Here is a 13,250-nt window from a genome sequence, read left to right as displayed (position 1 = left end):
ATGGTGAAAGCGAGCCGAAAGTAAACTGTGGTGAGAATTGCACCGAAGAGGAATATGCGAAAAACAGAAGATCCGAATTCTTAATTGTTAAGAAATAAGATTCCTTCTTCATCAAATAAGAAAAGGGCGGTCATCTGGCCGCCCTTTTTATTGGATTAAAGCTGTTTTCCGGTAAAGGTGGGTAAATCTGTGGTCTTTTAAAAAAGCAGCCGTAAAAACGCTTAAAATAAAGCGCAGGCTTTGAAGGCCTGCCCGGTTAACTTTGTGCTGACCGTTGCGTTACGGCAATAAAAAAAGGGGCATTGTACAATGCCCCTTTTTGGTATCATTAAGATGCCTGCTTATTGCTGTGCACCGTAAACTTTAATGTTGTCAATCTGGTATGTTGAATTAATACCGGTTGATGAACCAACATAGCGGAAGGCGATATGAACGTTTCCGTTATATGACGAAATGTCTACCGGTCCTGAACTAACGAAGTCTGTTGGATAAGACTGCGTTTGTGGAGCCATAGTTGGATTCAATGGCGTCCATGTTGCCGCGTTAACAGCAGCAGCAGTTCCTGAACCATCATAGTTGGTCGAAATTAATACTGTAACCGCTACACCATTTGCAAAACCAATTTTAGAACCAAAAAGTAAAAGCTCATTAGTGGTGTTGTCCATGTTGATTGCCGGTGTGATTAACCAGGTATTCATGTTTGTTTCTCCGGAACCAAAAGCAGAAAGTTGTGCGTATTTGTTACTGCTGAAAATACGGGCTTCCCATTTTTTAGCACCATTGTTTAAAGAAACGTTAGACCATCCCGGTAAGTTGATGAACTGGTTAGCACCAGTAGCTGTGATGCTTTCGAAATCCTGGCTAAAGAAAGCCTGTAATCTTGGATTCTCGATTTTAACATCATTGATTGTTCTGATCATGAACTGGAAATCGTTGTTATATTTTGTCATAACACCTCTGATTTTTCCACTTCCTCTAGGAGTTACATCTGCAGCAAAAGTAGCAAATGAACTTACTCTAAGGATCAAAGAGTTTCCGTTGATATCAGTGATGTTGTGGTTAGTAGCACCACCTAAGCTGTTTAAGCTGGCATCATAATACATTTTCCCGTTTGAAGCATCCGAAAACTGAACACCATCCAACTCGATCAGCATGTTAAGATACTGATTGCTTTTTGCCTCATTAATCGTAAGGTGTTTTACAATCTGATCCTCGTTAACTTTAGTACAAGAAGCTTTCAGGATATTTTTATAGTCATTAGCAGAAATTCTACCTACTTTATCATCACTTGGATTATCAGGAGTATCATTGTTAAATAAAGAACCAATGATTGTAGAATTGAATTCCGTTGCATAATAACGGTCTTTCATGTTAACAAAAACTTTTCTTCCCGGTTCGTATCTGTTGTAAAGATTGTAGGCATCAATTGGCATACTGAATCCAACAGTTCCGTCTGTAGAAACCAATGAAATTGATTTGTAGAAGTTACCACCTTCGTCACTTGATGTTACATAAGCTTCGATAATATCGGCATCTTCATATTTTTTGTAGGCTGCTGTAGCATTTGAAGTAACAGCTGTAACGGGTTTTGTTGCTGTAAGATTAGAGCAATCTCCCGATAAATCCGGAGCAGAATAATGATCACCGTTCACGCAGCTTGTAGCAACTGCGAAAAGAACAGGGATAATAAAAATGCTTTTTATATTAAAATTTTTCATACGTATTAGTTTTCGTAAATTTTCACATTGTCAAGTTGAACGGTAGTTGTAATTCCATTTCGGCTTCCAACATATTTGAAAGCAACTCTAACATTAGAGTTACCAACATAAGAGCTTAAGTCCACAGGACCACTTGAAAGGAATACATCCGCCTGAGTACTACCTGGTAAAGTCGGGTTCAACTCTGTCCATGTAGCAGTAGCGATACCTGCCTGAGTACCGTCAAAATCTTTGGATACTAAAACAGTTAATGCAGCACCTTGCCAGAATCTTATTTTTGTTTCAAAGGCTAAAAAAGCAGCCGGAGAACTTGATAAGTCAATAGCCGGAGTAACTAACCAGATTTCATCATTCGGGTCTGTTGCCGCATTTGAATAGAAAGAAGAGAATTCAGCATATTTGTTACCGCTGAAAGCTCTGCTGTGCCATTTTCTTGATCCGTGAACAGCAAAATTTCCCCAACCTGGAAGAGCGATTGCATTTTCAACAGAACCACTACCCGGAGTAGTGCTTTCAAAGCTTTCGTAGAATAAAACCTCTTTTAAAGTAGGGATGTCAAACTCGTCATCTTTTACACAACTTGTGAAAACCCCTAAAAGAATAGTTAAAAACAATAATTGTTTGATTTTTATATTTTTCATATACTATTTTTTAGAAATTAAGATATACGTTTAAGAAATAAGTTCTTCCGTAACCGTAGAAATATTTAGAACCGAAAGAACGGATACCGCTTGCCATATCTTGTTGTTGGTCTGGGTAAGTAGCTTTTCTTGATTGCTCGAAACCACCAGTGATGTAGGTAACATCAAAAAGGTTGTTAACACTAGCAAAGAAACCTAAAGTGTTTCTGTTCTTTTTGCTGATTCTCCATGATTTTCCACCTGTTAAGTTAACCAATGTGAAATCATTGAATTTTTCCTGTTGTAACGCTTTTCTAACCGTTTCTTCGTTAGCACCAACATAAGATAAACCAGTAGAAGGATCAATTGTAAAGTTGTCTGTTCTTAAAACATTAGATACATCCATGTAGTTGTCTGCTAAGTAGTTTACGTTAGCACCAATCCACCAGAAATGAGGATCTCTATATTCTAAACCGAAAGAGTAAGCTTGTTGCGGCATACCCGGTTGTCTGTAATTTTTAAGATATGCTTTTCCGAAGTTAGTAACAGGGAAAGTGTTTGAAACAGAAGCCTGTGCATCGTCGTTAATTTTTACGTTAGGATTGTTATCATACGTATATTGACCGTAAGAAGCAGAAGCTGTTGCTTTAATTGTAGGCGTGATCTGGTACTCGATACCTAACTCCGCTCCGATGTTCTTTTTCGTTAATCCGGTTACGATTTCACTTACGAAAGAATCCTCATCTCCTTCTGCATCAGAAATGTTCTCAGCATAGTAAAATGATAATTCTGTTACGTTTTGAATTTTAGACATAAAACCGGTTAAACGTGCTTTTAATTTTGGTGTTCTTAAGATATAACTTGCATCAGCACTGAAAACTCTTTCACTCTCTAAATCAGGAGTAATGTTGTTGTTGTTACGGGCATTGGCAAAAGTATTTCTTAAGTTAGGCGCTTTAGTCATATAAGCTCCGTTAAAGTTCAGGGAATGTGCACCTGTTACACGGTATGTTAAACCTCCTTTGAAACCGAAGTTTTCAAAAGTTACTTTCTCACTTCTTCCGAAAGAGTTAGTCGAGTAGTTACCATTTTTGAATAAACCTTCTCTTTGGTATTCAGAACGGGAGAACGATTGTGCTAAGTAGAAATCAGCTTTTTTATAGTTGAATTTGAATTGTGTAAATCCGTCAACAACATTCGCTAATAATTTATAGTTGTAACCAAAGATACCACCTTCAGTAATGTGAGCATCCGGGTTGTTCAAGTCAAACTGACCTCTTGAACCAGGGTAGAATTTATCCACATTTAAAAGGTAATCACCACCTAATAAATCTACAACAGTAGCAAAATTATGAGACGTTAATTTTTTGAAATTAACGGCAGCGTTAAGGCTGATGTTTTCTGATAATTCTGAAGTTAAAATAGAGTTTGCTGTAAACTGTTTGTCATCTGTACGTTGCTCAGAAAGCGCGTAAGCACTTCTTCCGTCGGATGTATTCTGGTTAGCAGTATACATATCGTTCCAGTTGATCTGGCTGTTGTTCAGGAAGTTTTCTCTTGCAGCAGCTGCTTCAGTTCTGTTTGGTAACCATTGACCTGCTGAAGTGTGGTAATTTAAATAATAACTAGGTAAATTTCTGTAATACGTTGGATCTGGATTATTTCCACCCGGATATTCTAATCTGGTATTACCGATAGAACCCGATTGGTACGCTACGTTAGTGTTTAAAGTATTTTTGGAGTTAATTTTCCAATAGTGGCTTAACATCATCATTGGCTCATCAACATTTTTATCTCTGGAATTTCTTCTTTTTCCATTTTGCCATCCCCAGTATGAGTTATATTTATAACCCATTAAATCTGTAACTTCCTGAGTGTTAGGAGAGTTTTTTCCTCTGCTGTTTTGTGCATATATAGAGGTAAAGTTCAAACTGTGTTTTTCGTTGAATTTTTTCTCAACACTAACAAATAATGAGTTTGCAGCATAGTCAGTTCCTTCGAAAAAACCTTCTTTAGCCCATCTTCTTGAACCGGAAACCACAAATGCCCATCCGTCTTTTGTTAAACCGGAAGCATAAGTACCCATGGTTCTCCAGGAGTAGTTTGTGTTTGTTCCTGAGAAAGAGATTCTTGTTCCCGGACGGTAGAAAGAAGCTCTGGTATTGATTTCCTGAGTTCCTAAGATCCCTCCGAAAGTATAGTCAGAAGGGCCTGAACCCATCGTGAATTCTTGATTTCTTGTTGCATCGTTTAATCCACCCCAGTTACTCCATTGTGGTCTTCCGTCATATAGTTTATTCATAACGATACCATTAATCATTGTAGTACCGTACTCATTGTCTAAACCTCTGATTCTGAAACGTGCAAGTCCCCAGTTGAAAGCCGCAGCCTGTTGGTAAACGTCACGTGATGCCTGTAATAAACCTGAAGTACTTTCAGATCCACTGTTGTCATCACCCAAATCATTTTCTGTAATAGTGATTAAACTCAATTGTTGCTCAGAAGTAATGTCTTCTTCTAATACAACCATACCCATGTCAACGGTCTGGCCTTTAACAATTTCAATAGCAAAAGTTTGAGGAGTGTACCCCGTACTTGTTACCGATAGTGTTTGTTGTCCTTCTGCAAGAACTGGAAACTGGAATACACCTTCTGCGTTGGTGATAACAGATTGGTTGGTACTTTGGATAGTAGCAACAACATTTCGTAGTGGTTTTTGCGATTTCGAATCAACAACTTTTCCCCTTAGTGACGGGTTTTGTTGAGCCCAAACAAAAACTACTTGCAGTACAAATAAAATACTAAATACAAGTTTTTTCATAAATAAAATTAAGTTAATTTTTTGTTTGCGAAGTCTTAATAAAAACTTAACAGCCTGCAAATGTACATTTTTTAAGAATATTATTTACTTTTGACCCAGAGTTTGTATCAAACTTGATGTTAATTTAATATTCCATACATGAAAATTAGAAATTTCATTGCTCTGTTACTTTTATGTTTTACAGCTAACGGAGTTACCGCACAGAACAAAAAATTCAAAGTGCACACAATTGCTTTTTATAACCTCGAAAACCTTTTCGATACTATAAAAGGGCCGAATAATGATGAGGAATGGTTACCAAAAGGAGCCCAAAGCTGGACAAGACAGAAATACCAAAAAAAATTAGATAATCTGAGCCGTGTTCTTCCTGAAATCGGAACAGGCGAAAACCCGAATGCCCCTGTAATTATCGGTTGTGCCGAAGTAGAAAACAGAGGGGTACTGGAAGATTTGGTGAAACAGCCAAGAATGTTGGAAAAAGGATATGGCGTTATTCATTTTGATTCTCCGGACAAAAGGGGTATTGATGTGGGATTCCTGTATCAGAAAAAACACTTCCAGCCAACAAGCTATAAAAACATACCGTTATACATTTATGAAAATGAAGAAGGCCTGAACAAAAAAACAAAAAGTGACGGCGATGACAAGGCAGACGACAACGTAAATGTAGATGCTAAAACCAAAAGAGTTTATACCCGTGATCAGTTATTGGTAACCGGATTATTGGATGGTGAAGAGATCAGTGTTATTGTAAACCACTGGCCGTCACGTTCAGGCGGTGAGAAAAAAAGCAGCCCGTTCCGTGAAGCGGCAGGAGCGCTGAACAAAAAAATTATTGACTCGTTATACAAAATCAACCCGAATGCGAAAGTAATCACTATGGGAGATTTAAATGACGGACCTTATAATAAGAGCATTAAAGTGGCTTTAGGTGCAAAAGGTAAAAAAGAAGATGTAAAAGAGTTTGGCATGTTCAACCCTATGGAACAAATGTCTAAAGACGGATTGGGAACACTGGCTTATCGTGATGCCTGGGATATCTTTGACCAGATCATCGTTAGCGAACCGTTAATCCGTAAAGATTACTCTTCATTACGTTTTTGGAAAGCCGGTATTTTTAACAAACCGTATCTTATCCAGAAAACGGGTCAGTACCAGGGTTATCCTTTAAGAAATTCAAACGGAGAACCGGGCTTTAGTGACCACTTTCCGGTATACATCTACTTAATCAAAGAAGTGAAGTAATAATAAAAGGCAGGTTTTTTTACCTGCCTTTTTCATTTTTTGTACTTTAGTAAAAACATTTATTATGGCTGTCCAGAAACCTTTTAATCTCAACCAGTGGATTGATGAAAACCGGCATTTGTTAAAACCGCCGGTGGGTAATAAAAATATTTATGTAGATGCAGATGATTTTATTGTGATGATCGTTGCCGGACCCAATGCCCGAAAAGATTATCATTACAATGAAACGGAAGAACTTTTTTATCAGCTGGAAGGCGATATAAAAATTGTCATTCAGGAAGAAGGCGAACGCAAAGAAATGGCATTGAAAGCCGGTGACATGTATCTGCATCCTGCGCGTATGCCGCATTCGCCGGTTCGCAGTGAAGGATCCATCGGACTGGTTATAGAACGCAAAAGAGCCGGACGCGGATTTACAGACGGACTGCTTTGGCATTGTGACAACTGCAACCATAAACTATATGAAGTTTATTTTGAACTGCACGACATCGAAAAAGATTTCCTGCCGCATTTTCAGCACTTCTATAATTCGGAAGATTTGAGAACCTGCTCGAGCTGCGGCACCGTAATGGAATCAGATCCAAGATTTACCGCAAAAAAATAACCACACAATACGGGCATCATTGCTGTTTGGGTAAAGAAATCATAACATGCTAAAAAGTTAATGATTAAAAACCTTAAACAAAAAACAGTAACTTTGTGAAAAATAAAAACACAAGAAAATAACTTAGAATAATGGCAACAGTAATTGACCAATTCGGTATTCAGGAAGCACTGCAACAATTAGGGCTTAAAGAAATAAACGAAGGAACATCTACAGGTTCGAACTGGTTTTCAAACGGAAAAATCATCGAATCGTATTCTCCGGCTACCGGAGAGTTAATCGGAAAAGTGAAATCTTCAACAAAAGAAGACTACGAAACAGCAATGAAAGCTGCTGAAGAAGCATTCAAAGTTTGGAGACTGATCCCGGCACCAAAAAGAGGTGAGATTGTTCGTCAAATGGGAGAAGAACTAAGAAAATATAAAGAACCTCTTGGGAAACTTGTTTCTTACGAAATGGGAAAAAGCCTTCAGGAAGGTTTGGGAGAAGTTCAGGAAATGATCGACATCTGTGACTTTGCAGTAGGATTGTCCCGTCAGTTATACGGATTAACAATGCACTCCGAAAGACCAATGCACAGAATGTATGAGCAATGGCATCCGTTTGGAACTGTTGGGATCATTTCGGCATTTAACTTCCCGGTTGCTGTTTGGAGCTGGAACTCCATGCTGGCTTGGGTTTGTGGAGACGTTTGTATCTGGAAACCAAGTTCAAAAACACCTTTGTGTGCAGTAGCTTGTCAAAACATCATCACGACAGTACTTAAAAACAACAACGTTCCGGAAGGTGTAAGCTGTCTGGTTGTTGGAAACGAGTCTGGTGATTTAATCAACAATGACAAACGTATTCCTTTAGTATCGTTCACAGGTTCTACAAGAATCGGACGTCACGTATCGAAAACGGTTGCAGAACGTTTCGGAAATACCATCCTGGAATTGGGAGGAAACAACGCGATCATCGTTTCAGAACATGCTGATATCAGTATGGTATTGGTTGGAGCGGTATTCGGAGCGGTTGGAACAGCCGGACAACGTTGTACTTCTACAAGACGTTTAATCGTTCACGAAAGTGTTTACGACAAAACGATCAGTGTATTGCAAAACGCTTACGGACAATTGAAAATTGGTAACCCGTTGGATGCTAACAACCACGTAGGGCCGCTTATCGATAAAGGTGCCGTAAACGATTACTTAAACGCAATCGAAAAAGCCAAACAGGAAGGTGGGAAAATCCTTGTTGAAGGTGGTGTTTTAGAAGGAGAAGGATACGAAAGCGGATGTTATGTGAAACCATGTATCATTGAAGCTAAAAACGAATTCCATATCGTTCAGGAAGAAACTTTTGCACCAATCCTTTACGTAATGAAATACAGCACTATCGAAGAAGCAATCGCAATGCAAAACGGAGTGCCTCAGGGATTATCATCATCTATCTTCACGAACAGCATGAGAGAAATGGAATTATTCCTTTCACATGCTGGTTCTGACTGTGGAATTGCAAACGTAAACATCGGAACTTCAGGAGCTGAAATCGGTGGTGCATTTGGTGGTGAGAAAGAAACAGGAGGCGGACGTGAATCAGGTTCTGATGCATGGAAAGCTTACATGAGAAGACAAACCAATACCATCAACTACGGAAATGCGTTACCATTAGCGCAGGGAATCAAATTTGATTTATAGTAGTTGGTTATATCCAAATAAAAAACCCGATTCCTGCGAATCGGGTTTTTTTATATGTTTTTTTACGTTTTAGAAACGGTAACCGATGCTAACACCGGCATTCACTTCAACAGCACTAAAACGGTCGTTTACTTCCTCGCTGAAGTTTCTTGCAATATTAACATAAGGAGCAATGGCAAATTTGTCATTCCATGCCCATTTATAACCGGTACCCAAACCAACGATAAAACTGTTCATATCTGTTGTTTTGGTGATCTCAACATCGTTAACGGTTTCTTTTTCATTAAAATCACCGAAACGGTATTTTAAAAACGGAGAAACATAATAACCGGAATTACTTTGTCCGTCAGAACCGAAATAAAAATTATAAGAAGCTAAAATACTATTAGTTTTAAATTCTTTAGCACCGTTTTTCTTTTCTGTAGTGTATGAAAAACGATCATTGATCAGAAATTCAACACCAATGGACTGATCTTTATCAATGAAATGCTCATAACCCAATTCTACTGATGCCAGTACTATGGTGTTAAGGATATTCACTTTAACTTCGTTTTTAGTTTGTGCCTTTACAAACAAGCTGCATAATAATAAGCTAAAAAGAAAGATATGTTTTTTCATATTAAAAAAATTTTTGCAAAAGTATGCATTTGAAAATTATAAACTAATTCCGGCCTCTTTCATCGATATAAAGCTCATTTAACGGGTCGCTCTGCCAGAAATCTTTGGAATCGACATCCATAATGGTTAAACGGCCTTTAAACGCCGCTCCGGTATCTACATTCCACAGGTTGGCTTTGTTGACCGGCACAGTCGACCCGATTCGGGTTACCGGCGTGTGGCCAATGAATATTTCCGTGTACAATGTGAGCCGTTTGGGGTAAAACTGATCTTCCGGCGAAAGCGCTGGATTCAGCGACAGGGCTGTTTCCCAAAGCGTTCTGTCCCAGCAGAACATTCCGCGGAAGAACTCATAGTGCACCCCTTTCTGATTGGTAAAGCCGGCATGGATAAACAAACGGTTCTGTTCGTCTATATAAAAATCATTCAGGCGGTCCAGGAACGCAATGTGGCGGTCTTTGGTATGAATGTCCAGATCCCGGTAAGCATCCACTGTCGACTGTCCGCCATGAAAACGCCATTCGGCATTGTCATCCCCTGCGGATAACCAGCGGAAAACCATTTCTTCATGATTTCCCCGGATAAAAAAACACTGGTGGGATTGTTCCAGTTCAATCAGAAAGTCAATAACCTTCGGAGAATCGCTCCAGCCATCGACATAATCCCCTAAAAAAATCAATTTATCGTCCGGGCTGACTTTTGCTTTTTCAAGAACCTGATGCAAAGCTCTTAGTCCGCCGTGTATATCTCCAATAACTAATGTTCTACTCATTACTCATTCCGTATTTCATTTTTCTTAAAATGCGCATCGCTTCCTTGAACGAGATGTATACCGTTGGGTTCTCGTGTGCTTTTAAAAGAAGTTTTGCGTCAATCAATTTTTGTTTTGCCTCTTCAAATCCGTTTAAATAACAGATCATCAAGGTAGAAGGCAGGTTTTCCAGATCTTTGTTTTCCCTGTCGGACAAATGTAAACCTTTTTGCAATTTACTGATTAATGACAAATTGGAATTATAAATGTGATACAACATTTTCCGGTTAAATTCCGGCGGTTCAAAAAGCATCTGCGTATCCATTTTGTAATAACCGTTGTCATAAAAACTAATGCACATCCGTTCAAGCGGATAGTAGCTGGTTTTGTCATTTAACCCCAAAGGAAGGTATTCGGTAATGGTAAAACTATCGTCGGAATATTCCACCGTAACTTCGTCTAAAGCAGAATAAAACAATTTGACCTGTTCGTTGATCAGTTCAATATCAACCCTTGAAAAAAATGTTTTGTCGCGCACCTTCTTTTTGTTGCCGGCCCAGCAAACCACAAACAGCTCTTTGAAAACTTTATATTTGGGCGTCATGTCTTTATGACGGTTATTCATAAAATCGATCACGCCTTCCAGTGTGTGTTCAATGCTGTTCCGGGAATTGTTCTCGATGCTGATGACCGTTTCGGTATTGGAATAATTAAATTCCATATCGGTCGGGACATAATCCTGTTCTTCAACGGGAATGGAATTGCTGCCGCGCCTTACGAAGATCGTTTTGGCAGGAATCGTATAAATTCCCTTCTTAAAAGAAGAAACCTTATGTGCCGGTTTTATCGTCACCAGTCCGATAACCTTATCTTTAGGCAGATTCGGAAACGGAACATTTTCATACTGGATCCGGGGCGGATTATTCAGAAAAGCATTGACCAGATTCTGGATCCTGCTGTCGTCAAAAAAATCATCGCCCACAATTTCATTATCCTGGTCTTCCACACCCACAACAATATATGAATTGTTGGTCGGGTTTGAATTGGACAAAGCACAAATATGTTTTAAAAACTTCGCTTTGCCTTCTTTGGTATGCAGATTCAGTTGCCGTTTTTTATCATAAAAACTGCTCTCATCATTGTGAGCCAAAAGGTTTTTTACAAGCAGTCGTTTGTTAATCATCGGTTCAGAATCGCTATAAAAGGATTATAAATTTTTGTTTACAATGGTAGCCGAAGCCTGAGCGGTAGGCATCACGATCAGATCGGCAATATTCACATGATAGGGTCTTGAAACCACAAAGTGAATGATGTCGGCAATATCTTCGGCTAATAAAGGCTGGAAACCCTTATAAACATTCGCGGCACGTTCGGCATCACCTTTAAAACGGACTTCCGAAAAAGCGGTGTGTACCATGCCGGGATGAATACCGCCCACACGGATTCCGTAGGCATTCAAATCCATCCGCATACCCTGAGTGAGTGCGTCAACCGCATGTTTGCTGGCACAGTAAACATTGCCGTTAGGATAAACCTCTTTGGCAGCAGTAGAACCAATATTGATAATATGCCCTGATTTTCGGGCGATCATTTGCGGTATTATGGCTTTGGAAACATACAAAAGCCCTTTAACGTTAATGTCCAGCATCGCATCCCAATCGTCGGTATTGCCGTTTTGAATCGGATCCAGTCCGTGGGCATTTCCGGCATTGTTGATTAAAATGTCAATCGTTGAAAAGGCTTCCGGTAAAGAAGCAATCGCTTTAAAAACGTCTTCCCTGTTGATTACATCGAAGTTTAAAGTGGCAATTTGTGTATGTTTTGCTAAATCTCTTTTTAAATCGTCAAGAATTTCTTTTCTTCGCCCGCAAAGAATTAAACGGTAATTATGCTGTGCTAAAAGCTCGGCTGTAGCTTTCCCGATACCACTTGTGGCGCCGGTAATTAAGGCAGTTTTCATGATAATTAAATTTCAGTTCTTAAAAATATAAAAACAAAATCATAATTCAGGCTTAAAATGAAAGTGTTACCAAGACTTTTAACCAATTATTAACAACAAAACACTAAATAAATTTTCAATTTGCAGTGTTAAAATAACTTATTAATTTCACGGCTCAAAAAAATACACAAATGGAAGACACCACAACTACTTTAGACATTAGAGCAATTAATGAAAAAATAGAGAGAGAAAGTGCTTTTATTGACCTACTGACAATGGAGATGAACAAGGTGATTGTAGGTCAGAAACACATGGTTGAAAGATTATTGATCGGACTTTTAGGACAAGGACATATTTTATTGGAAGGGGTTCCCGGTTTAGCAAAAACGCTGGCCATTAATACCCTGTCGCAGGCGGTTCAGGGTTCTTTCAGCAGAATTCAGTTTACACCGGATTTATTACCTGCCGATGTTGTGGGAACCATGATTTACAATATCAAACAAAATGATTTCTCGATAAAAAAAGGACCTATTTTTGCCAACTTTGTACTGGCAGATGAGATTAACCGTGCTCCGGCGAAAGTACAATCGGCTTTACTGGAAGCGATGCAGGAAAAACAGGTAACCATTGGCGACGAGACTTTCAAACTGGACAAACCGTTTTTAGTAATGGCAACCCAAAACCCGGTAGAACAGGAAGGAACCTATCCGTTACCGGAAGCACAGGTAGACCGTTTTATGCTGAAAACCGTGATCGACTATCCGAAAATGGAAGACGAGCGCCTGGTAATCCGTCAAAACCTGAAAGGATCTTACGAAAAAGTAAACGCAGTAGTATCCGTAGAACAGATCAAACGCGCTCAGGAAGCCGTTCGTGAAGTTTACATGGATGAAAAAATTGAAAAATATATTCTGGATATCATCTTCGCAACCCGTTATCCGGAGAAATATAAATTAGCAGACCTGAAACCGTTGATCAGCTTTGGCGCTTCTCCGCGTGGAAGTATCAATCTGGCAACTGCTGCAAAATGTTATGCTTTTATCAAACGCCGCGGTTATGTAATTCCGGAAGATGTACGGGCTGTAGTACACGATGTATTGCGCCACAGAATCGGGATTACCTACGAAGCCGAAGCGGAAAACATCACTTCTGTAGAGATCATCAATAAAATTGTTAACGAAGTAGAAGTGCCTTAGTATATAGATTTCTGACTTCAGACTTGATTGAATCGAATCAAATTCCGGATCATTATTCT

11 protein-coding genes are annotated in these 13,250 nt (G+C 39.1%); 4 read left to right on the top strand and 7 right to left on the bottom strand.

Translation table 11 applies throughout. The features are described from left to right. Nucleotides 1-341 precede the first annotated feature (341 nt). The 3 genes from B3394_RS14690 to B3394_RS14680 are packed head-to-tail and all read right to left on the bottom strand — an operon-like array spanning nt 342 to nt 5,159. A complete protein-coding gene (locus B3394_RS14690) occupies nt 342-1,718 on the bottom strand; it encodes a DUF5689 domain-containing protein (protein WP_177731045.1) in 1,377 nt (458 codons plus the stop codon). A 5-nt stretch (nt 1,719-1,723) separates the two neighbouring features. After that, nucleotides 1,724-2,359: a choice-of-anchor J domain-containing protein gene (locus tag B3394_RS14685; protein ID WP_177731047.1), complete on the bottom strand. Its 636-nt coding sequence runs from the start codon at nt 2,357-2,359 to the stop codon at nt 1,724-1,726. 10 nt (nt 2,360-2,369) lie between these two features. After that, nucleotides 2,370-5,159, bottom strand: a complete 2,790-nt coding sequence (locus B3394_RS14680; protein WP_286925993.1) for a TonB-dependent receptor — start codon at nt 5,157-5,159, stop codon at nt 2,370-2,372. A 138-nt stretch (nt 5,160-5,297) separates the two neighbouring features. On the opposite strand from B3394_RS14680, the gene B3394_RS14675 reads away from it, so the two are divergent. From B3394_RS14675 to B3394_RS14665, 3 genes are all read left to right on the top strand, one after another. Then, on the top strand, nt 5,298-6,404 hold the full coding sequence (locus B3394_RS14675; RefSeq protein ID WP_177731051.1) for an endonuclease/exonuclease/phosphatase family protein: 1,107 nt from the start codon (nt 5,298-5,300) through the stop codon (nt 6,402-6,404). A 64-nt stretch (nt 6,405-6,468) separates the two neighbouring features. Beyond that, a complete protein-coding gene (locus B3394_RS14670; protein WP_177731053.1) occupies nt 6,469-7,008 on the top strand; it encodes a 3-hydroxyanthranilate 3,4-dioxygenase in 540 nt (179 codons plus the stop codon). 131 nt (nt 7,009-7,139) lie between these two features. Next, entirely contained in the window at nt 7,140-8,687 is a 1,548-nt protein-coding gene (locus B3394_RS14665; protein ID WP_273245943.1) for an aldehyde dehydrogenase family protein, read from the top strand. A gap of 69 nt (nt 8,688-8,756) precedes the next feature. Here B3394_RS14665 and B3394_RS14660 read toward each other — a convergent pair whose 3' ends face one another. Genes B3394_RS14660 through B3394_RS14645 form a run of 4 tightly spaced genes read right to left on the bottom strand, consistent with a single transcriptional unit; the run spans nt 8,757 to nt 12,019 of the window. Further along, nucleotides 8,757-9,305, bottom strand: a complete 549-nt coding sequence (locus B3394_RS14660; protein ID WP_177731057.1) for a DUF3575 domain-containing protein — start codon at nt 9,303-9,305, stop codon at nt 8,757-8,759. 43 nt (nt 9,306-9,348) lie between these two features. Then, on the bottom strand, nt 9,349-10,077 hold the full coding sequence (locus B3394_RS14655; protein ID WP_177731059.1) for a metallophosphoesterase family protein: 729 nt from the start codon (nt 10,075-10,077) through the stop codon (nt 9,349-9,351). Then, a complete protein-coding gene (locus tag B3394_RS14650) occupies nt 10,070-11,239 on the bottom strand; it encodes an ATP-binding protein (protein WP_177731061.1) in 1,170 nt (389 codons plus the stop codon). Before B3394_RS14650 ends, B3394_RS14655 begins: the two co-directional genes overlap by 8 nt. Before the next feature lie 24 nt (nt 11,240-11,263). Continuing rightward, entirely contained in the window at nt 11,264-12,019 is a 756-nt protein-coding gene (locus B3394_RS14645) for an SDR family NAD(P)-dependent oxidoreductase (RefSeq protein WP_177736163.1), read from the bottom strand. Nucleotides 12,020-12,186: 167 nt separating this feature from the next. On the opposite strand from B3394_RS14645, the gene B3394_RS14640 reads away from it, so the two are divergent. Continuing rightward, nucleotides 12,187-13,191: an AAA family ATPase gene (locus B3394_RS14640; protein WP_177731063.1), complete on the top strand. Its 1,005-nt coding sequence runs from the start codon at nt 12,187-12,189 to the stop codon at nt 13,189-13,191. The last annotated feature ends 59 nt before the right edge of the window (nt 13,192-13,250 follow it).

It is taken from the genome of Flavobacterium sp. UBA4197, from assembly GCF_002379575.1.
GTDB lineage: Bacteria > Bacteroidota > Bacteroidia > Flavobacteriales > Flavobacteriaceae > Flavobacterium > Flavobacterium inviolabile.
Note: the sequence above shows the minus strand (reverse complement) of the source record. Positions and strands in the feature narration are given on the sequence as shown.

Excerpts from the sequence above, each read along its gene's own strand:
- B3394_RS14690 (WP_177731045.1), bottom strand. The coding sequence starts at position 1,718 with ATGAAAAATTTTAATATAAAAAGCATTTTTATTATCCCTGTTCTTTTC.
- B3394_RS14685 (WP_177731047.1), bottom strand. The coding sequence starts at position 2,359 with ATGAAAAATATAAAAATCAAACAATTATTGTTTTTAACTATTCTTTTA.
- B3394_RS14680 (WP_286925993.1), bottom strand. The coding sequence starts at position 5,159 with ATGAAAAAACTTGTATTTAGTATTTTATTTGTACTGCAAGTAGTTTTT.
- B3394_RS14675 (WP_177731051.1), top strand. The coding sequence starts at position 5,298 with ATGAAAATTAGAAATTTCATTGCTCTGTTACTTTTATGTTTTACAGCT.
- B3394_RS14670 (WP_177731053.1), top strand. The coding sequence starts at position 6,469 with ATGGCTGTCCAGAAACCTTTTAATCTCAACCAGTGGATTGATGAAAAC.
- B3394_RS14665 (WP_273245943.1), top strand. The coding sequence starts at position 7,140 with ATGGCAACAGTAATTGACCAATTCGGTATTCAGGAAGCACTGCAACAA.
- B3394_RS14660 (WP_177731057.1), bottom strand. The coding sequence starts at position 9,305 with ATGAAAAAACATATCTTTCTTTTTAGCTTATTATTATGCAGCTTGTTT.
- B3394_RS14655 (WP_177731059.1), bottom strand. The coding sequence starts at position 10,077 with ATGAGTAGAACATTAGTTATTGGAGATATACACGGCGGACTAAGAGCT.
- B3394_RS14650 (WP_177731061.1), bottom strand. The coding sequence starts at position 11,239 with ATGATTAACAAACGACTGCTTGTAAAAAACCTTTTGGCTCACAATGAT.
- B3394_RS14640 (WP_177731063.1), top strand. The coding sequence starts at position 12,187 with ATGGAAGACACCACAACTACTTTAGACATTAGAGCAATTAATGAAAAA.